The organism is Exiguobacterium sp. AB2, assembly GCF_000696055.1.
In the GTDB taxonomy this organism is placed as follows: domain Bacteria; phylum Bacillota; class Bacilli; order Exiguobacteriales; family Exiguobacteriaceae; genus Exiguobacterium; species Exiguobacterium alkaliphilum.
The window spans coordinates 97825-117610 of the sequence record NZ_JNAA01000108.1; the positions used below are offsets into that span (position 1 = coordinate 97825).

Consider the following 19786-nt stretch of genomic DNA (forward strand, 5'->3'; position numbering starts at 1 on the left):
TTTTTTCACATACTTGTGTTGTAAAACAAAGGTCAGACATGGTATTTTATTTTCAGATTTCGTTAAAACACATAAGAGGTGAGTGACGTGAATTTAAAACGTATTGCGGTATTGACAAGTGGGGGAGACGCCCCTGGAATGAACGCTGCAGTCCGTGCCGTGACCCGAAAAGCAATTTTTGAAGGTCTAGAAGTGTACGGTGTGTATAACGGCTATCAAGGTCTAATCGAAGGAGATCTCGTCGAATTGAACCTCGGTTCGGTCGGCGATATCATTCAACGCGGAGGAACATTCTTACGTTCGGCCCGTTGCCCAGAGTTTAGAACGGAAGAGGGTCGTGCGAAAGCGGTCGAGCAGTTGAAGAAATTCGACATCGACGCGCTCGTAGTAATTGGTGGAGACGGTTCATACCGTGGCGCCCAAAAGTTGACGGAACTCGGTTTCCCAACGATTGGACTTCCAGGTACGATCGACAATGACATCCCAGGAACGGACGCGACAATCGGTTTCGATACGGCGCTCAACACGGCGCTCGACGCAATCGACAAGATTCGCGACACGGCATCATCCCATGAACGGACGTATGTCATTGAAGTGATGGGCCGTGACGCAGGTGATATCGCACTTTATGCCGGTCTTGCCGGTGGTGCCGAGTCAATCCTCGTCCCAGAACGTCCAGAAGACTTGAGTGCGATCGTGGAACGCATCAACCATGGTGTGGCTCGCGGTAAGAAACACTCGATCGTCGTCGTCGCTGAAGGCGCCGGCAGTGCGGAAGAGATCGGAAAAATGATCGCTGAGAAGACAAACTCAGAGACACGCGTGACGATTCTTGGACACATTCAACGTGGCGGTTCCCCAACTGCTGCGGACCGCGTGCTTGCGAGCCGCATGGGTGCCTACGCCGTCGAAATCTTGCTTGAAGGCAAGGCTGGACGAGTCGTCGGAATTCGTGCCGGTCAAATGATGGACCTCGACATTGACGAGGCACTCGATCACAACAAGCATACGATTGATATGCGATTGATTGATTTGTCGAACCAACTGTCGATTTAAGAGTAGTGAATTTCACAGAGACGGGACGCAGGCTTGGCCTCCCGTTTTCTGTGTGCCATAGCCATACATCCCCTAGGAGGTTTTTATTTATGCGTAGAACGAAAATTGTATGTACGATTGGACCAGCTTCAGAGAAACGTCTTCCAGAAATGATTGAAGCCGGTATGAACGTCGCTCGTCTCAACTTCTCACACGGTGACTATGAAGAGCACGGCGCACGTATCCGTGACATTCGCGAAGCATCAAAAGCTGCCGGTAAAGTCGTGACGGTACTTCTTGACACGAAAGGCCCTGAAATCCGTACGCATACGTTCGAAGACGGGAAAGCACTCCTTGAAAAAGGTAAAGAAGTGACGATCGTTTCTTCAGAAGAGATCGTCGGAACGAAAGATCGTTTCTCAGTCACGTACGAAGGCTTGTACGAAGACGTTGAAGTCGGTTCACGCATCATGCTCGACGACGGACTTATCGGTCTCCTTGTCGTTGAGAAACTCCCGAACCGTGACCTTCGCTGCGTCATCGAAAACGAAGGCGTCATCAAGACGAAGAAAGGTGTCAACTTGCCTAACGTCAAAGTGAACCTTCCTGCCCTTACAGACAAAGACATCGCCGACATCGAGTTCGGGATTTCACAGGACATCGATGTCATCGCGGCATCGTTCGTTCGCCGTGCGTCTGACGTCGTTGAGATTCGTCAATTGCTCGAGAAGAACAACGCGTCACACATCAAGATTTACCCGAAAATCGAGAACCAAGAAGGTGTCGACAACATCGACGAAATCTTGGCAATCTCTGACGGCTTGATGGTCGCTCGTGGTGACCTCGGAATCGAGATCCCAACAGAAGAAGTCACACCAGTTCAAAAAGAATTGATCAAGAAGTGTAACGACCTCGGGAAACCGGTCATCACGGCTACACAAATGCTCGACTCAATGCAACGCAACCCACGCCCGACACGTGCGGAAGCGTCGGACGTTGCCAACGCCATCCTTGATGGGACAGATGCAGTCATGCTCTCTGGTGAGACGGCTGCCGGGGACTACCCAATCGAGTCAGTTCAAATGCAAGCAGCGATCGCTGTTCGTACTGAGCAAATGCTCGACTACAAAAACTTGCTCAAAGATCGTCAGAAGCGCAGTGAGCACACGGTAACGGATGCGATCTCACAAGCGGTTGCCCACACGGCAATCAACTTGAACGCGAAAGCGATCTTGACACCGACACAATCAGGTTACACGGCTGCTCGTACAGCGAAGTATCGTCCAGAGGCGAACATCATCGCGGTCACAGAGTCAGAGCGTGTGGCACGTCAATTGAACCTCGTTTGGGGCGTGTACCCAATCGTGGCTGACACGATGCCAAACAACACGGATGAGATGTTGGTACAAGCTTCAGAAGCAGCTCGTAACGCTGGATTTGTTACAGACGGTGACCTCGTCGTGATCTCGGCTGGTATCCCGGCTGCGACTGCTGGAACGACGAACATGATGAAAGTTCACATCGTCGGTCACGCCCTCGCGAACGGACGCGGCATCGGTGAGCGCGGTCTCGTCGGCGAAGTCGTGGTTGCGAACAATGCGGAAGAAGCGAACGCGAAAGCGAAAGAGGGTATGATCCTCGTCGCACCGTTCACAGATAAAGAAATGATGCCAGCGATCGAGAAAGCGGCTGGAATCATCACGGAAGACGGCGGATTGACGAGCCATGCCGGCATCGTCGGACCATCGCTTCGTAAACCAGTCATCGTCGGTGTCGAGTCTGCGACATCAACGCTCCGTGACGGTCAGATGATTTCAATCGACCCACTCACTGGTAAAATCTACAACGCGTAATCGAATGCCAATCGAACCGACCTTAGCGATGAGGTCGGTTCTTTTTCCATTCAGAAAGAAGGAGTCATATGAGTGCGTATTTATTCTTATTGTTGCTCGTCTTAATTGGGATCGTCTCGCATAACCAATCGGTCATCATCGCCAGTAGCGTCTTGATGATTATCAAGGCGGTCGGGTTCGGTGATCAACTGTTCCCGACACTCGCCTCGAAAGGGATCCATTGGGGCGTGACAATCATCACCATCGCCGTTCTCGTTCCGATTGCAACGGGAGACATAGGTTTTCGTGAATTGTGGAATAGTATTAAAGGGCCGGTCGGGGTCATCGCGTTCGCTTCCGGGATCTTCGTCGCCGTCGCTGCTGGCCAGGGCGTTCAACTGATGCGAATCGAACCAGTCGTGACGACGGCACTCCTCGCCGGTACCATCCTAGCCGTCGGTTTCATGAAAGGCGTGCCGGTTGGACCGCTGATTGGAGCCGGGATCGCCGCTTTGATTTTAGGTGGATTTAGCCTGTTAGAAAAATGGTTCTGACATTTTTTGACGGTTGGATACGCTTACATTTCTTTTTTTCAGTAAATTGTTTATACTGAATGGAGGACAGGACGGGTTGGCGTCGAAACACGATCGTGGGGAAAGCGTTCGGCGGCCGTTCTTATTCCCTACACATAGACTGGTTTCATACGGTCGACCACTTTTAAAGACTGAGGGGGAGTTATGGATGTCAACAACAAAAGGGTTAGAAGGGATTGTGGCAGCAGCCTCGAAAGTAAGTTCGATTATCGATGGACAATTGACTTACGGAGGGTACACAATTGATGATTTGGCGGACCACGCCACGTTTGAAGAAGTCGTCTTCTTGTTATGGAACGATCGTCTTCCTAAAGCGGACGAATTAAATACACTTTCAGCAGCACTCGTGAAAGAGGCGAAGTTACCGGAAGACGTCATCGCGACGCTCGAGCGGGCACCGAAATCGGCGAACGCGATGGCGACGATTCGCACAGCGCTCTCGCAACTCGCTCTTTATGACGACGAGTCAGAAGATATGAGTGACGAGGCGAACATGCGTAAAGCGATTCGGCTTCAAGCGCAAATCGCGACGATCGTGACGGCGTTCGCACGACTTCGTAAAGGGGAGCAACCCGTCGCGCCGAAGCAAGGCTTGTCGTATGCGGCCAACTTCCTCTACATGTTGAACGGAGAAGAGCCGAGTGAAGTCGCTGAGAAGACGATTGACAAAGCGCTCATCTTGCACGCCGACCATGAATTGAACGCATCGACGTTCACGGCCCGCGTCTGTGTCGCGACACTCTCGGATATGTATTCGGGCGTGACGGCGGCGATGGGTGCATTGAAAGGCCCGCTCCACGGCGGTGCCAACGAGGCGGTCATGAAGATGTTGCATGAAATCGGATCGGTCGATAAAGTCGAGGATTACGTTCGCGGCAAGTTCGAGCGTCGTGAGAAAATCATGGGCTTCGGTCACCGCGTCTACAAGGACGGCGACCCACGGGCGAAACACTTGAAAGAGATGAGCCGTCAATTGACAGCCCAAATCGGTGAGCCGGAATGGTACGAGATGTCGGAGAAAATCGACCACCTCGTCGAGACGGAAAAAGGCTTGAAGCCGAACGTCGATTTCTATTCGGCATCCACATACTATGCGCTCGGTCTTGACGAAGAGTTGTTCACGCCGATTTTCGCCGTGTCACGGATGTCTGGGTGGATCGCCCACATCCTCGAGCAATACGCAGACAACCGTCTCATCCGTCCACGTGCGGAATATGTCGGCGAAGCGCATCGTTCTTACGTGCCGGTCAACGAGCGCTAAGGCGAACGAAAAAGATCGAGTCACAATTTTGACATAAACTTTGGTAAACTAACAAGTGACGTAGGTCGGCGCAAGCGTCGGCCTACAGTAATGTACTTAGGGGGATTCATATGTTGACACAAGGTCAGAAAATTACTGTAGAAAACGGTGCGCTCAACGTACCAAACGTACCAACGATTCCATTCATCATCGGGGACGGAACAGGTCCTGATATTTGGAATGCAGCAGTTCGTGTCTTCGACGCAGCGGTCGAGAAGGCATATGGCGGCGACAAGAAAATCGAATGGATGGAAGTGTACGCTGGGGAGAAAGCGTTCAACCAAAAAGGCGAATGGCTCCCGAACGAGACGCTTGATGAAATCCGTGAATATTTGATCGCCATCAAAGGCCCGCTCACGACACCGGTCGGCGGCGGGATCCGTTCATTGAACGTCGCGCTCCGTCAAGAACTCGACTTGTATACATGCTTACGCCCGGTCCGTTACTTCACTGGCGTCCCATCACCGGTTAAACGCCCGGAAGATACAGACATGGTCATCTTCCGAGAGAACACGGAAGACATCTACGCGGGCATCGAGTACGCATCAGGTAGCGATGAAGTGAAGAAGTTGATCTCGTTCTTGAAAGAAGAGATGAACGTCAATAAGATTCGTTTCCCAGAAACGTCAGGGATCGGCATCAAACCAATCTCGTCTGAAGGGACGAAACGTCTTGTCCGTGCGGCGCTTGAGTATGCGATCGCGAACAACCGTAAATCGCTCACGCTCGTCCATAAAGGCAACATCATGAAGTTCACAGAAGGTGCTTTCAAAAACTGGGGGTATGAGCTCGCAGAAGAAGAGTACGGCGACAAAGTGTTCACATGGGCTCAGTATGACCGCATCAAAGAAGAGTCAGGCGAAGCGGCTGCAAACGATGCGCAAGCAAAAGCGGAAGCAGAAGGCAAAATCATCGTAAAAGACTCGATTGCCGATATCTTCTTGCAACAAATCTTGACACGTCCACGTGAATTCGACGTCGTCGCGACGATGAACTTGAACGGGGACTACATCTCGGATGCGCTCGCTGCCCAAGTCGGTGGGATCGGGATTGCGCCTGGCGCAAACATCAACTACGTGACAGGACACGCGATCTTCGAAGCGACACACGGGACGGCGCCGAAATACGCAGGTCTCGACAAGGTCAACCCATCGTCGGTCATCTTGTCAGGTGAGATGATGCTCCGTCACATGAACTGGAACGAAGCGGCTGACCTCATCATCAACTCGATGGAGAAGACAATCGCCTCGAAAGTTGTCACATACGATTTCGCCCGCCTCATGGACGGTGCGACAGAAGTGAAGTGTTCAGAGTTTGCGGATGAATTGATTAAAAACATGTAAGACATCAGCCAAACCAAGGGGGAGAGCACAATGATTCGTCGCAATAAGATCTCGGTTATCGGTAGCGGATTCACGGGGGCCACGACGGCACTGTATTTGGCTCAAAAAGAGCTCGGTAACGTCGTGCTGCTCGATATTAAAGAGAACGAGAGCCCGACGAAAGGCAAAGCGCTCGACATGCAAGAAGCGGCGCCGATTCAAGGGTTTGATGCGTGGATCACAGGGTCGTCAGACTATGCAGATACGGCCGGGTCAGACATCGTCGTCATCACAGCGGGAATCGCACGCAAGCCAGGCATGAGTCGAGACGACCTTGTCTCGACGAACGCCCGGGTGATACGAGCGGTCACGAAAGAAGTGGCGCGGTACTCACCGGATGCGATTTTAATCGTCTTGACGAACCCGGTCGACGCGATGACGTACGCCGCGTTCAAAGAGTCGGGTTTCCCGAAGGAACGCGTCATCGGACAATCGGGTGTCCTCGATACGGCCCGGTTCCGGACGTTTGTCGCTGAAGCACTAAACGTCTCGGTGAAAGACGTGTTCGGCTTCGTACTCGGTGGGCACGGGGACGACATGGTCCCGCTCATCCGTTACTCGTATGCAGGCGGCATCCCGCTCGAGAAACTGTTACCGCATGACCAAATCGAAGCGATTGTGAATCGGACCCGTAAAGGAGGCGGCGAGATCGTGCAACTGCTTGGCAACGGCTCGGCCTACTATGCGCCGGCTGCCGCGATTGTCGAGATGGTCGAAGCGATTTTAAAAGACCAACGTCGAATCTTGCCGGCCATCGCCTATTTAGAGGGCGAATACGGGTTCCGCGACCTCTACCTCGGTGTCCCAACGATTCTTGGGGCGAACGGGATTGAACGTGTGCTCGAACTTGAATTGACAGAAGACGAGACGGCTGCGCTCAAGCGTTCAGCCGAATCTGTTCGATCTGTCTTGGACGTCCTTACATGACAACATTGTCCTGCCCGCTCTGCGGGTAGGACTTTTTTGTTGCGATCAAACACGAGCGGCCATGCTACACTTGGGAGAGAACGTGGATTTGTTTTGTTTTTGTAAAGATTTGCTTTGAAGTTGGTGTCGAGCGCGATTGCTTTGTAAAATGGAACATGAAGATGAGATTAGAGGAGGAACACGTGTGGCCGATAAAGTAATTGTTGTCGATGACGAGGTGTCGATTGCGACATTGTTAAAATTCAATCTGGAACAAGCAGGATTTGAAGTGGAAACTGCCCATGACGGGAAGACCGGTCTTGAGCTTGCGGAGAGACAAGACGCGGTACTCATCGTGCTCGATTTGATGTTGCCGGAGATGGACGGGCTCGAGGTATGCAAGCGACTGCGTCAACAAAAAGTAAATACTCCAATCTTGATGCTGACAGCAAAAGACGATGAATTCGATAAAGTGCTCGGTCTCGAGCTCGGGGCGGACGATTATTTGACGAAACCGTTCAGCCCACGAGAAGTCGTCGCCCGCGTGAAAGCGATTCTTCGACGTTCGGCCCCGGCCGAGGTCGCCGCGGTCGATGAGGATGTCATCGAGATTGGTGACGTGAAGATCGTCACATCGAATTACGAGGTGTTCAAAAAAGGGGAACGTCTCGAACTGACCCCGAAAGAGTTCGAACTCCTCGCTTATTTGGCGAAGAACAAAGGGCGTGTCTTGACGCGAGATCAACTCTTGTCTGCGATTTGGAATTATGATTTCGTCGGGGACACGCGGATTGTCGACGTTCATATTAGTCATTTACGTGAAAAGATTGAATCGGTGACGAAAAAGCCGTCCTATATCAAAACGATTCGAGGTCTCGGCTATAAAATGGAAGAGCCGATGGCCGAATGAAGACGTACCGCTCGCGCTTTTTAACGACGCTCATCTTGCTCGTCACGGGTGTATTGCTGACGCTCGGGATCGTGCTCGGTCAACTGTTCAAAGATTTCTATTTGGACTCAGAGCGCGATCGACTGAAGGAAGACACGACACTCGCTGCCCTGTATCTTGATGGGGGCGAACTAGATGAAATTCAAGAATACGTCGGTCAAATCGATGATGAGAGCAGCTTCGACATTCTGTTGCTCAATCGAAATATGCGCGTCATTGCCGGCACGCCGTTCCGCGTCGGGTCATTCGAATATCGGATCGACCCCGATACAATCTCGGCTGACGGCGAGTTCGACAACGCGACTCGCGATGATTTGATTCAATTTACGAAACCGATCGCCTTATCATCGGGGGAGACGATGTACCTCAGCTTCATCCGATACGTCTCAGACTTAGAGAGTGTCTATAATCGGATTTGGCTAACGATTGCGTTCGCCTTGTTCTTCTCCTTTTTCATCATTCTATTCGTGCTCCATAATTTGACGAACCAGTTTATCCGGCCGATTGACGAGGCGACGATTGTGTTGCGCGAACTCGCGGATGGGAATTACCGTGCGCGCGTCTATGAGTTGCGAAACGACGCCGAGACGGGAAGTTTGGCCGGGTCGATTAACGTCCTCGCCCGGAATCTCGAGACGATTTCACTCGGAGAGGCGGTCCAGCGGGCACGGCTCGAATCACTGATTGAATATATGGGGGCCGGACTTCTCCTCGTCGACGAGCGTGGAATCGTCACGCTCGTGAACCGGTCGTATCGAGATATGTTCCAATACGATGAGTTGATGATTGGCCAATTTTATCACGGTATTTTGCCGAGCCCGGACGTTGAGACGTTAATTGAAGACGTCTACTTGACAGAAGAGCCCCATCGACGTCAACTGTCGATTCGGACCGGCTTCAACCAGCGCACGTATATGGTGTCGGCAGCGCCGATTTTCAGCGACACGGGGATGCTCCGCGGCACGACGTTACTGTTCAACGACATTAGTGAATTGAAGCGTCTTGAGAAGATGCGAAAAGACTTTGTCGCCAACGTCAGCCACGAGTTGAAGACGCCACTCACTTCCATTCGCGGGTTCAGTGAAACCCTTCTAGATGGGGCGAAAGAAGTGCCGGAGCTGCGAGACCAGTTCCTCGATATCATTCAAAAAGAAGCAACCCGGATGCAGATGCTCGTCGAGGACTTGTTGGAGTTGTCCCGACTCGAACGAGAAGATTTCCATTTGGAGTTCGTACCCGTGGAATTAAATCAGCTCGTCGAGGAAGTGACTCTCGTCTTGAGCCAGAAGGCTGAGCGGAAATCGATTCAACTCGAGACGCGGCACGACGGGGAAGTGATGCTCCAAGCCGACATGAACCGAATCAAGCAGGTGATTTTAAACCTCGTCGCGAACGCGATCAACTATTCACCGGAAGGCAGCCGGGTCGAAATCGCTGTCGAACGAAATGACGCGATAGGAAGGTTGATTGTCAAAGACAATGGCATTGGTATCGCCGAGAAAGAGATAAGCCGCATCTTTGAGCGGTTCTATCGCGTCGATAAGGCGCGGAGTCGGAACTCCGGTGGGACGGGACTCGGACTCGCTATCGTCAAGCACATCGTCGACCTCCATCATGCGACGATTCAAGTCGATAGCGTGGAAGGGGAAGGGACGACGTTCACGATTGAATTCCCCTTGCCTTAACAAGGAGTTCACGTTCTGTTCATACCGTCTTAACAAAGACTTGCTATTCTATAGACGAGACCTCTTCATCATCTCGTGTCGTGTCCGGTGCTCATCTCCACACGGGCGCGAAGGAGACCCTTTTCTAGTCACTAGAAAAGGGTCTTTTTTTTCGAACGCATGTGCCCGTATGATATGATGGAGTCAGAAGCGAATGGAGGTTACTAGAATGAATAAATTGCTGCTCCTTGATGGGAATTCTCTGACGTACCGTGCATTTTTCGCGCTGCCTCCGATGACGGATGCATCGGGCCGGAACACGAATGCGGTGTACGGGTTCACGATGATGCTATTGAAATTGATGGAAGATGAGCGACCGACGCATTTCGCTGTCGCGTTCGATGCCTCGAAGAAGACGTTCCGCCACGATACATATGCGGACTATAAAGGGGGACGCGAGAAGACGCCGGGTGAGCTACGTGAACAGTTCCCGATCGTCCGCGAGATTTGTGAGGCGTTTGGCATCCAAGTGCTCGAGCTCGACAACTATGAGGCTGACGACATTATCGGGACGCTCTCGAAGCGAGACGAGTTCGAAAACGTGACGATTGTGACGGGGGATAAAGACTTGTTACAACTGATTGATGACCGCGTCACCGTCTACTTGACGAAGCGGGGCATCACCGATGTCGAGACGATGGATGAAACGGCCTTTAAAGAGCGCTATGACGGTCTGAACCCGCGCCAGATGATCGATTTAAAAGGACTCATGGGCGATAAGTCGGATAACATTCCTGGTATCCCGGGTGTCGGAGAGAAGACGGCGCTGAAGCTATTGAACGCCTACGGATCGGTCGAAGGGTTGTATGCCCACACGGCTGAACTAAAAGGGAAACAAAAAGAGAAGGTAGAGGCGAACGAGCATGAAGCGAAGCTGTCGAAACAGCTCGCCACGATCCATACGGACGTACCGATTGAGGTCGACGTCGACCAGCTGGCGTTCCACCCGTATGACGTCTCGAAAGTGAAACCACTTTTCATGAGCCTGCAATTCAAATCGCTAATCGGCAAGCTTCAAACGGATGAAGATGCAGTCGAACCTGCCCCGAGGCAGGAGGTGACGCACATCGAGCTCGACGCCCAGGACTTGTCGCGTGCCGTGTTGTTCCTCGAGCAACTGCGTGAAGATTATTTCGAAGAACCGATGATCGGTGTCGCCATCGCCTCGAGTGCGGGCGTGACGGTCGGTGACGCCTCGCTCCTTAAGACCGATATCGTTAAAGAATGGCTGGCGGATGAAGCGCGCAGGACGATCTGTCTCGATGCGAAACAGACGATCATCCAGCTGAAACGAAACGGGCTCAAGCTTGTCGGGTACGAGGACTTGCTCGTGGCCGGTTATTTGCTCAACTTGTCAGGCGGGACGACGCTCGATTCGATTGCGGCCCACTTTGAACACACGTTACCGGAAGACGATGCCGTCTACGGCAAAGGGGCGAAGCGCCACATCCCGGAACGTGACGTGCTCGAGCAACATCTCGCCGAGAAAGCGATGGCGATCTTGTCGCTCTTCGACCATGTCGCCGCGGCGCTCGTCGAGAACGAACAGACGTCGCTCTATGAAGACTTAGAACGTCCGCTCGTCTCGGTCCTCGCCGAAATGGAATGGGCCGGTATTCACGTCGATGTGGCGACGTTGCAGGCGATGGAGCAAGATTTAGGTGGCCGGATCGAACAACTTGAGTCAGAGATTCACCATCTTGCCGGCGAAGCGTTCAATATTAACTCGCCGAAACAACTCGGCGTCATCTTATTTGAGAAGTTGGCGCTCCCGCCGGTCAAGAAGACGAAGACCGGCTATTCGACGGCGGCGGACGTGCTCGAGAAGCTGGCACCGCTCCATCCGATTATCGAACACATCATGCATTACCGAGAGCTCGGAAAACTCCAATCGACCTATGTCGAAGGGTTGCAAAAAGTCGTGAAGGAAGACGGGAAGATTCATACCCGTTACACGCAGACGCTGACGCAAACCGGGCGTCTCTCTTCGGTCAACCCGAACTTACAGAACATCCCGATTCGACTCGAGGAGGGACGCCGGATTCGTAAGGCGTTCACAGCAAGCGAACCGGGCTGGGTACTGTACGCGGTCGACTATTCACAAATCGAGTTACGGATCATGTCGCACATGTCCCAAGACGAAAAGATGCTCGATGCGTTCTTGCATGACGAAGACATCCATACCTCGACGGCAGCGAACGTTTTCAAAGTCGCCAAAGAGGATGTGACGTCGCTTATGCGCCGCCAAGCGAAGGCGGTCAACTTCGGCATCATCTATGGCATCAGTGATTATGGATTGTCACAAAACCTTGGGATTAGTCGAAAAGAAGCGCAAACGTTCATCGACACGTATTTCGAACAGTTCCCGGGCGTGAAACGATTCATGGACGAGGCGATTGAACGGGCACGTGAACACGGATACGTCGAGACGATGCTGAAGCGTCGTCGCAACATCCCAGACATCCATTCACGCAATTTCAATCTGCGTGGGTTCGCGGAGCGGACAGCCATCAACACCCCGATTCAAGGGACAGCGGCTGATATCATCAAGAAAGCGATGATTGACGTCGATCAGGCGCTTCGAACCTCGACACTCCAGTCGAAGTTATTGTTACAAGTGCACGATGAACTCATCTTTGAAGGACCGAAAGAAGAGACCGAGGCGCTCGAGAAGCTCGTCAAACAGGCGATGGAGCACACGATTCAACTCGATGTACCGCTTCGCGCCGACGGCTCGTTCGGCGAGACGTGGTTTGATACAAAATAAAGACTAGAAAGGAACTTGTTATGCCTGAACTACCTGAAGTGGAGACGGTCTGTCGTCGATTACGGCCGTTCGTCTCCGGAAAAACGATTGAAGCCGTAGACGTGTTTGACGCAAAAATCATCCGTGGGCACGAGCCGGATCAGTTCGTCGAGCACTTGCTCGGTGAGACGATTCTAGACGTCGAGCGGCGTGGAAAGTTCATCTTATTCAAATTGACGAACGGATATCTCGTTTCGCACTTACGGATGGAAGGGAAATTCTTCCCGCATGACGAAAGAGTCAGTCCGGTCAAACATTCGCATGTCATCTTCACGTTCACGGACGGGACGACGCTCCATTACAATGACGTCCGAAAGTTCGGGACGATGGAGTTGAAGACGAATGAGGAACTATTCGTCACACCCCCGCTGTCGCTTCTCGCGCTCGAACCGTTCGATCCGGAAGTCACGGCCGAAGCGTTACACAGACGACTGAGCCGGATGAACGTCCGCGCCATCAAGACGGCGCTACTTGACCAATCCATTTTTGTCGGACTCGGTAACATCTATGTCGATGAGACGCTGTTTCGGGCCGGTGTCCATCCGACCCGACCGGCAGCGAGCTTGTCATATGCTGAAGTCGAGACGGTCCGGCAAGAGGCGATTGCCGTCTTGACCGAGGCGATTGAGCGAGGTGGGAGCACGATTCGGAGCTACACGAATCCAGACGGGGCGACCGGCACGTTCCAAGAGACACTTTACGTCTACGGACAGACCGGCAACCCGTGCCAGAAGTGCGGCCGGTCGATTGAGAAGATGAAACTAGGCGGACGGGGTACGCATTACTGTCCGCACTGCCAACAGTAAGAGGTGGAGAAGATGTTGAAGATTGGTTTGACAGGCGGAATCGCGACCGGGAAGTCGACCGTCTCACGCCTGTTCCGACAACGTGGCATCCCGATTATCGATGCCGATCAAATTGCCCGTAAGGTCATCGAGCCGAATGGAAAAGCGTTCGCCGCAGTCCGTGAAGCGTTCCCGGCGTGTTTCGACGGGGATCGATTGAATCGACCGGCGCTCGGGCGCGAGATTTTTCATGACGATGCGAAACGTCAACTCCTCAATCAACTCATGCACCCCGCCATCCGGGAAGAGATGGTCGAAGAGATGAAAGGATATGCAGAGTCGGACGAGACGGTCGTCATCTTCGACATCCCGCTCTTGTTCGAAGGGACGATGCGCGATCTTGTCGACTACACGGTCGTCGTCTATTGCCGGGAAGAGATTCAATTGATGCGGCTCATGGAACGGAACGGCTTGACGAAAGAGGAAGCACTCGCCCGGATTCATGCCCAAATCCCGATTGAAGAGAAAAAACATCAAGCGGACTACTTGATTAACAATAACGGGGCGCTCGGTGAACTGCCGCCCCAAGTCGATCGGCTCGTCAATCAGTTTCGGGACACGAAAAAAGAAGGCGTCTGACGCCTTCTTTCGTGAAGACGCATCCTCATTCAAGGGGTGCGTCTTTTAATTGAGCGGGTCGGATTCGGGTCTACCTTTTCGCCACGTGTCATAGATGGCGCGACCGTCGCTCGGGTGACCGTTGGAATAGTAAATCGGGTAAAGCGAGAAGAAGATATAGTAGAACGAGAAGTAGGCGAACTGATACGTATAAATGGTCGGTTCGATTTCCCGTGCCAAGATGAATCCGTTCACGATTAAGATGCTCGCCAAGTTGAAAAGCGATCCGCCAGCATAGACGAGGCTCCTCGTCAGACGATTGCTCACTTTTAAATCGGTGAATTGACACCACGCATCATAAAAGTAGACGCGATTGAACTGCAATCGGCCGACTTTGAATAATTTTTTCCCCGTACCAATCTCCATGTCGAGTGATCCACCGAACAGTTTCGCGAAAAAGAAATGACCGGATTGATGAATCAATGTCACGATCGGCAAGATGATGAAAAATGAAATGACGAATTTATCGATGTCGCCCCAACCAAACATAAAACATTGCTCCTTTCCAAGCTCTAGAACGAATTTCCCTCTTTTATAAAACTCAAACTGTAAAAAAGTGAAAGAAATGTGAATATTGATAGTGAAAACGCTTCCAATTATCCGTTATAATGGTGTCGTAACGCAGAAAAAAGGGGGAACTAGAATGGGGACGAAAGTGGCGATCAATGGATTTGGACGAATCGGGAGAATGGTGTTCCGGAAATTGATGCTTGAGGGCCGGCATGAGGTCGTGGCCATCAATGCGAGTTATCCAGCCGAGACGCTGGCGCATTTGATTAAACATGACACGGTCCACGGACCGTTCGGGTTGACGGTTCGAGCGCATGGGGATGCGCTTTTCGTCGACGGGAAGCGAATCGAACTCGTGGCCGAGCGAGACCCGGAGAAGTTGCCGTGGCGCGAGCTCGACATTGAAATCGTCGTTGAAGCGACTGGGAAGTTCAATTCAGACATCGGTGCGTCGAAACATTTGACGGCCGGAGCGAAGAAAGTGATTTTGACGGCGCCTGGTAAAGGCGACGTGCGGACGATTGTGATGGGGGTCAATGATCGGGAGTACACACCGGAGCACGACCACATCATCTCGAACGCCTCGTGTACGACGAACTGTCTCGGACCGGTCGTCAAAGTGCTCGACTCGACGTTCGGGATCGAGACCGGTCTCGTGACGACGGTGCATGCGTACACGAACGACCAAAACAACATCGACAACCCGCATAAAGACTTACGTCGGGCCCGTGCTTGTGGTACTTCGATTATACCGACTTCGACAGGGGCCGCGAAAGCGATAGGCCTCGTACTGCCAGAGCTTCAAGGCAAGTTGAACGGGATGGCGCTCCGGGTGCCGACCCCGAACGTCTCACTCGTCGACCTCGTCGTCGAATTGCGCCGGGACGTGACGGTCGATGAAGTGAACGAAGCGTTCGAACGTGCGGCCCATGGGGAGATGACGGGCATTCTCGGTGTATCGACCGAACTGCTCGTCTCAATCGATTTCAATGGCGATGAGCGCTCGTCCATCATCGATGCGGATTCGACGATGGTGATTGGAGGGAACCATGTCAAAGTACTCGCGTGGTATGACAACGAATGGGGCTATTCATGCCGTGTCGTCGACTTGTTGGACATGGTCGCGAGCTACCTTCAAATCGGGCAACAAGAAACCCACGCCTAAAAAATATATTTAACGAAAAATATTTTTAAAGAAATGAAACAAATGTCTTGTAACGACGTCCCAAACACGATACACTCTAAATCGTGAACTTCAATTGGTCTGACAAACGCAACTTAAAGGGTTAGGACCTCTCTGGACTAACTTGCCCCCGTGGTTGTGGGCGATTCAGGCACAAAGTGAGTGATCATCAACTACTTTGAGACCATTGATGTAAAGGGGGATCCACTAATATGGATACTATGGGACGTCACATTATTACAGAACTTTGGGAGTGCAATCCCGACAAATTGAACGATATCGACTACATCGAGCGCTTGTTCGTCGATGCAGCACTTCGCTCGGGCGCTGAAGTCCGTGAAGTTGCTTTCCACAAATTCGCGCCGCACGGTGTGAGTGGAGTCGTGATCATCTCAGAATCGCACTTGACGATTCACAGCTTCCCGGAGCATGGCTACGCATCAGTCGATGTGTTCACATGTGGGGACCGCATCGATCCGGCTACAGCGTCGCAGTATATCGCTGAAGGTTTGGACGCGAAAGTGCGTGAAGACGTCAAACTTGATCGTGGAATGGGACCAATCCGTGTTCCTGAAGCGCAAGTGGCAATCAGCAAATAATCAGATTGACCTTTTGAGGCTGGCCGATTTTCGGTCAGCCCTTTTAATTGTTTTGTTAACGCCTTAATTTTGATATGCTTAACGTATATAAATGAGTTGTTGAGGTGGAAAATGGGAGTATTCGATAAGTTTCAAACACATATCCAGACAGATGATTCGCATAAACAGGAAGCGTTGCGCACCCGTTACTATGCCGCGTCTCCGAACGCCGTCTTGAAGTGGCTCGAGGAAACAATCAAGAGAGAAGGGCAGACGGTTCGCCGTGTCGATGCAGACCGAGGTGAACTCGCGTTTCAAGGTGACGGATGGGACGCACTCGCGACTGTCATTCAAGTCGACGGGGGACGGACAGCGGTCGACTTCACGTTGAACCGGGATAGCCGCTTCGGTCCAGACCTTCGTCAAATCGTGGTGACGTATTATGAGGCGTTACAACAAAAATTCCCGCTCCGAGCCATCGGAAACAAAACTGTTGAATGATAAGGAGGCTTGAGCATGCGTTGTCCTAAATGTGATCATAACGGAACGAGGGTGCTCGACTCCCGTCCAGTTCAGGATTTTTATTCGATTCGCCGTCGCCGCGAGTGTGAGCAGTGCGGCTATCGGTTCACAACGTTCGAGACGGTTGAACAGACGCCGCTCATCATCGTCAAGAAAGATGGGAATCGAGAAGAGTTCAGTCGCGAGAAAGTGCTTCGCGGGATCATTCGCGCCTGTGAGAAACGTCCGGTCACGCTCGAACAGCTTGAAGGTGTCGTCACGAAAGTCGAACAACAGTTACGTGCGCTCGGCCAGTCCGAGATTCCGAGTGAACAAGTCGGCGAACTCGTCATGAACGAACTCGCCCGCGTCGACGAAGTGGCGTACGTCCGCTTCGCCTCGGTGTATCGCCAATTCAAAGATATTTCCGTGTTCTTTAAAGAACTAGAAGATTTAATGAAGCAAGAAAAATCGACCAACTAAGGGCGGCCTTCTGGTCGCCTTTTTTCAGGGGAGAATCACTATGGAAAAAGAACGGACCATCTTTGGGACCGATGAACTGCTCATCATGAGCACGGGGCTCGTCGATCGCGAGTCCTATCAATCGCTCTATCATCTGTATCAACCGGTCATCGGGGTAAAAGCGCTCGCGCTCTATCAGACGCTTTGGAGTGAACTGAAACCTGGGAAAATGAAATCGAATTATATGTCACACAGCGCCTTATGTGAAATGCTCGAGTATTCGATTAACGAGCTGACGGACAGCCTGTTCCGGCTCGAAGCGATTGGACTCGTGCGGACGTATAAGACGAAAGACGCGCGCGTCACGCAGTACGTGTATCAGTTGCGGGTCCCGCTCGCGCCGCACACGTTCTTGAACGACGGCCTGTTGTCGAGTTTTCTCTTCTATAAGGTAGGCGAGGTCCGCTTCAAACAGTTGCAAGGTCGATTCACAATCGACCCGCTTCCGGCCGGCATCGTCGAAGTGACGAAAGATTTTAACGAGGTGTTCGACGTCAAAGGCGTCAACCATATGGCGTTCACGCAAAAAAACTATGAGAAACCGGACCGTGCGAAAATCGAGATCAACTATACGTTCGATATGGACATCGTCAAAAAGTTGACGAACTTCCCAGTCGGCTTTTTCACGAAAAAGTTGGATGAGACCATCACGAAACTCGCCTACGTCTCTCAAATCGATGAAGAGTTGATGGCCGAAATGTTGAAAGAATATTTCGTCCATGAAGCGTACTTGCCGCTCAGCGAACAAGAGAAGCGAGACGGCTGTCGCCAGATGGTGCTCCAGCTGAAGAAGAAGCAGACAAGGCATCGAAAAGCGAAGGCGAACGAGTTGACGAAGACCGAACTCAGGGACTTGGACGATCCGAACGTGATGGAGACGGCGCATCCGCATCAATACGTCTCGACGCTTCGGAAGACGCCGCAATTATCGAAGAGCGACGAACAACTCATCATCGAGATGGTCGATACGCTCGGACTCGCCCCAGGCGTCATCAACGCACTGTTCTATTACTGCATCGAAGTGAAGAAGCAGACGCGGCTCAGTGAGAATTACGTGATGCGCATCGCCACGAGCTGGAAGACGGCTGGGTATGTGCATGCGAAAGATGCGCTCGACCAAGAAGCGACACATGACGCGTTGATTGAGAAGAAACAACAGAAGCGCGAGAACGTGCAACGGACGACGGTCGGCTCACGCCGCAAGACGCCGCAGACGGAACTGCCGAAGTGGCTTGAAGAGGACGCGAAAGAGCAACGCTCGTACGACCAGAAACGAAAACAAGAGCTCGAGGCGTCGGTGCCAGATGACGCTGAACTCGTCAAGTTGCTCAATGAGTTGAAAGAGAAAGGATGAGGGACATGGAACGTATCAATCAGACGCTCGCCCAGATGATGAATCGGAAAGAAGTTCGGGAAGCGTACGAGTCGATTCGTCGGCGTACCCTCGACCATCCTGGCGTGATCGCCTTCTTAAAGGCGCATCCGGAGCTAGATGAGGCGGCAATCGAGCTCGGCTTCACGAAACTGAGCGAGTATGCCGAACAGATGGACGGAAAGGTGCTCATCGAGGCGAACGCCGTCATTCCGGGCCATCAGCCCGTCCTCTATGTCGACCTTGGACAAGTCGCCATCCGTTACGAGGAAACGGTCAAACATCGTCAAGCGCGTCGGCAAAAAGAGATGGACCGAAAGTTCAAGAGCCTGTTCTTGCCGGAAGAAGTGCGTGAAGCGAGCTTTGAATCGTTCGATTGGTCGGATGACGCCCGTAAAATCGCACTCCGTGAGGCGATGCGGTTCGTCTCCGGGATGAAGACGAGACAGAAAGTGAACGGTCTGTATCTGCACGGCAGCTTCGGCGTCGGGAAGACGTATCTGCTCGCGGCCATCGCCAACGAGTTGAAAGTGGCCGACATCGAGACGATTCTCGTCCACGCCCCTGGCTTCGTTTCGGAAGCGAAACGGAAAATCCGGACCGACTCGTTCGATTCGTTTTTGACGTCGTTCCAACACGTGCCCGTGCTGTTGATTGATGACATCGGGGCCGAGGCGATTAGCCCGTGGGTGCGCGACGAGCTGTTCGGCATCATCTTGCAGTACCGGATGATGCACCGGTTACCGACGCTATACAGTTCGAACTTCAGTGGCGAAGAGCTCGAGACCCATTTCTCGATTGACGGATCCCCGCAAAATAAGATGAAAGCGCAACGGCTCATGCAGCGCATCTCGACGACGACGACACAAATCGAGTTGAAAGGTGAAAATCGTCGCCGGTAAGGATTGTATTTCTCGAACGGGTTGACTATACTAATAGCATATAATGGATGCAATGACAGAGGACATGAGACGTCGTCACGGGTTTCAAAGCGAGGGAAGGTTGGTGAGAGCTTCCTAGACACGCCGAACGTTTTACTCCCTCCGAGCACCGCACGGGTCAATCGTGCGGCGAGTCACACTCGTTATCGTGTGTTCGAGCCAAGCGTCTGCTTGGGAACGAGGGTGGTA

At 52.3% G+C, this 19786-nt stretch carries 18 protein-coding genes; 17 read left to right on the forward strand and 1 reads right to left on the reverse strand.

Annotation, left to right across the window (positions count from 1 at the left end):
- Positions 1–87 precede the first annotated feature (87 nt).
- The 11 genes from pfkA to coaE all read left to right on the forward strand — a co-directional run bounded on the left by pfkA (position 88) and on the right by coaE (position 13951).
- A complete protein-coding gene (gene pfkA, locus DI14_RS13180; protein WP_034809304.1) occupies positions 88–1056 on the forward strand; it encodes a 6-phosphofructokinase in 969 nt (322 codons plus the stop codon).
- Between the two features lie 89 nt (positions 1057–1145).
- On the forward strand, positions 1146–2888 hold the full coding sequence (pyk, locus tag DI14_RS13185) for a pyruvate kinase (protein ID WP_034809306.1): 1743 nt from the start codon (positions 1146–1148) through the stop codon (positions 2886–2888).
- 68 nt (positions 2889–2956) lie between these two features.
- Positions 2957–3421 carry a DUF441 domain-containing protein gene (locus DI14_RS13190; RefSeq protein WP_034809308.1) on the forward strand — a complete coding sequence of 155 codons (465 nt, stop codon included), beginning with the start codon at positions 2957–2959 and terminating at the stop codon, positions 3419–3421.
- Between the two features lie 187 nt (positions 3422–3608).
- On the forward strand, positions 3609–4721 hold the full coding sequence (gene citZ / locus DI14_RS13195) for a citrate synthase (RefSeq protein WP_034809309.1): 1113 nt from the start codon (positions 3609–3611) through the stop codon (positions 4719–4721).
- 113 nt (positions 4722–4834) lie between these two features.
- Positions 4835–6103 (forward strand): NADP-dependent isocitrate dehydrogenase, encoded by a 1269-nt coding sequence (gene icd, locus DI14_RS13200; RefSeq protein WP_152545913.1) that lies wholly within the window; start codon positions 4835–4837, stop codon positions 6101–6103.
- Positions 6104–6133: 30 nt separating this feature from the next.
- Positions 6134–7069, forward strand: coding sequence for a malate dehydrogenase (gene mdh, locus DI14_RS13205; protein WP_034809315.1), 936 nt, complete (start codon positions 6134–6136; stop codon positions 7067–7069).
- A gap of 184 nt (positions 7070–7253) precedes the next feature.
- On the forward strand, positions 7254–7958 hold the full coding sequence (locus DI14_RS13210; RefSeq protein ID WP_034809317.1) for a response regulator transcription factor: 705 nt from the start codon (positions 7254–7256) through the stop codon (positions 7956–7958).
- Entirely contained in the window at positions 7955–9682 is a 1728-nt protein-coding gene (gene pnpS, locus DI14_RS13215; protein WP_034809326.1) for a two-component system histidine kinase PnpS, read from the forward strand. Before DI14_RS13210 ends, pnpS begins: the two co-directional genes overlap by 4 nt.
- Before the next feature lie 208 nt (positions 9683–9890).
- The gene (gene polA, locus DI14_RS13220; RefSeq protein ID WP_034809328.1) at positions 9891–12488 is read left to right on the forward strand and encodes a DNA polymerase I; all 2598 of its coding nucleotides are present in this window, start codon (positions 9891–9893) and stop codon (positions 12486–12488) included.
- Positions 12489–12508: 20 nt separating this feature from the next.
- Complete coding sequence (gene mutM, locus DI14_RS13225; RefSeq protein ID WP_034809330.1) at positions 12509–13333, forward strand: DNA-formamidopyrimidine glycosylase; 825 nt, start codon at positions 12509–12511, stop codon at positions 13331–13333.
- A gap of 12 nt (positions 13334–13345) precedes the next feature.
- The gene (coaE, locus tag DI14_RS13230) at positions 13346–13951 is read left to right on the forward strand and encodes a dephospho-CoA kinase (RefSeq protein ID WP_034809332.1); all 606 of its coding nucleotides are present in this window, start codon (positions 13346–13348) and stop codon (positions 13949–13951) included.
- A gap of 45 nt (positions 13952–13996) precedes the next feature.
- Here the strand turns inward: coaE and DI14_RS13235 are convergent, their stop codons facing one another.
- Positions 13997–14479 carry a membrane protein gene (locus DI14_RS13235; RefSeq protein ID WP_034809335.1) on the reverse strand — a complete coding sequence of 161 codons (483 nt, stop codon included), beginning with the start codon at positions 14477–14479 and terminating at the stop codon, positions 13997–13999.
- A gap of 154 nt (positions 14480–14633) precedes the next feature.
- On the opposite strand from DI14_RS13235, the gene DI14_RS13240 reads away from it, so the two are divergent.
- The 6 genes from DI14_RS13240 to dnaI all read left to right on the forward strand — a co-directional run bounded on the left by DI14_RS13240 (position 14634) and on the right by dnaI (position 19558).
- Entirely contained in the window at positions 14634–15665 is a 1032-nt protein-coding gene (locus DI14_RS13240) for a glyceraldehyde-3-phosphate dehydrogenase (protein WP_034809337.1), read from the forward strand.
- 230 nt (positions 15666–15895) lie between these two features.
- The gene (gene speD, locus DI14_RS13245) at positions 15896–16282 is read left to right on the forward strand and encodes an adenosylmethionine decarboxylase (RefSeq protein ID WP_024371390.1); all 387 of its coding nucleotides are present in this window, start codon (positions 15896–15898) and stop codon (positions 16280–16282) included.
- Between the two features lie 111 nt (positions 16283–16393).
- Positions 16394–16762: a hypothetical protein gene (locus DI14_RS13250; RefSeq protein ID WP_034809339.1), complete on the forward strand. Its 369-nt coding sequence runs from the start codon at positions 16394–16396 to the stop codon at positions 16760–16762.
- 15 nt (positions 16763–16777) lie between these two features.
- Positions 16778–17245 (forward strand): transcriptional regulator NrdR, encoded by a 468-nt coding sequence (gene nrdR / locus DI14_RS13255; RefSeq protein ID WP_024371392.1) that lies wholly within the window; start codon positions 16778–16780, stop codon positions 17243–17245.
- A gap of 40 nt (positions 17246–17285) precedes the next feature.
- The gene (locus DI14_RS13260; protein ID WP_034809340.1) at positions 17286–18638 is read left to right on the forward strand and encodes a DnaD domain protein; all 1353 of its coding nucleotides are present in this window, start codon (positions 17286–17288) and stop codon (positions 18636–18638) included.
- Between the two features lie 5 nt (positions 18639–18643).
- Positions 18644–19558, forward strand: a complete 915-nt coding sequence (dnaI, locus tag DI14_RS13265; protein WP_034809344.1) for a primosomal protein DnaI — start codon at positions 18644–18646, stop codon at positions 19556–19558.
- Positions 19559–19786 lie beyond the last annotated feature (228 nt).

Excerpts from the sequence above, each read along its gene's own strand:
- DI14_RS13240 (WP_034809337.1), top strand. The coding sequence starts at position 14,634 with ATGGGGACGAAAGTGGCGATCAATGGATTTGGACGAATCGGGAGAATG.
- speD (WP_024371390.1), top strand. The coding sequence starts at position 15,896 with ATGGATACTATGGGACGTCACATTATTACAGAACTTTGGGAGTGCAAT.
- DI14_RS13190 (WP_034809308.1), top strand. The coding sequence starts at position 2,957 with ATGAGTGCGTATTTATTCTTATTGTTGCTCGTCTTAATTGGGATCGTC.
- DI14_RS13260 (WP_034809340.1), top strand. The coding sequence starts at position 17,286 with ATGGAAAAAGAACGGACCATCTTTGGGACCGATGAACTGCTCATCATG.
- polA (WP_034809328.1), top strand. The coding sequence starts at position 9,891 with ATGAATAAATTGCTGCTCCTTGATGGGAATTCTCTGACGTACCGTGCA.
- DI14_RS13250 (WP_034809339.1), top strand. The coding sequence starts at position 16,394 with ATGGGAGTATTCGATAAGTTTCAAACACATATCCAGACAGATGATTCG.
- coaE (WP_034809332.1), top strand. The coding sequence starts at position 13,346 with ATGTTGAAGATTGGTTTGACAGGCGGAATCGCGACCGGGAAGTCGACC.
- citZ (WP_034809309.1), top strand. The coding sequence starts at position 3,609 with ATGTCAACAACAAAAGGGTTAGAAGGGATTGTGGCAGCAGCCTCGAAA.
- nrdR (WP_024371392.1), top strand. The coding sequence starts at position 16,778 with ATGCGTTGTCCTAAATGTGATCATAACGGAACGAGGGTGCTCGACTCC.
- dnaI (WP_034809344.1), top strand. The coding sequence starts at position 18,644 with ATGGAACGTATCAATCAGACGCTCGCCCAGATGATGAATCGGAAAGAA.
- mutM (WP_034809330.1), top strand. The coding sequence starts at position 12,509 with ATGCCTGAACTACCTGAAGTGGAGACGGTCTGTCGTCGATTACGGCCG.
- mdh (WP_034809315.1), top strand. The coding sequence starts at position 6,134 with ATGATTCGTCGCAATAAGATCTCGGTTATCGGTAGCGGATTCACGGGG.
- DI14_RS13235 (WP_034809335.1), bottom strand. The coding sequence starts at position 14,479 with ATGTTTGGTTGGGGCGACATCGATAAATTCGTCATTTCATTTTTCATC.
- pyk (WP_034809306.1), top strand. The coding sequence starts at position 1,146 with ATGCGTAGAACGAAAATTGTATGTACGATTGGACCAGCTTCAGAGAAA.
- pnpS (WP_034809326.1), top strand. The coding sequence starts at position 7,955 with ATGAAGACGTACCGCTCGCGCTTTTTAACGACGCTCATCTTGCTCGTC.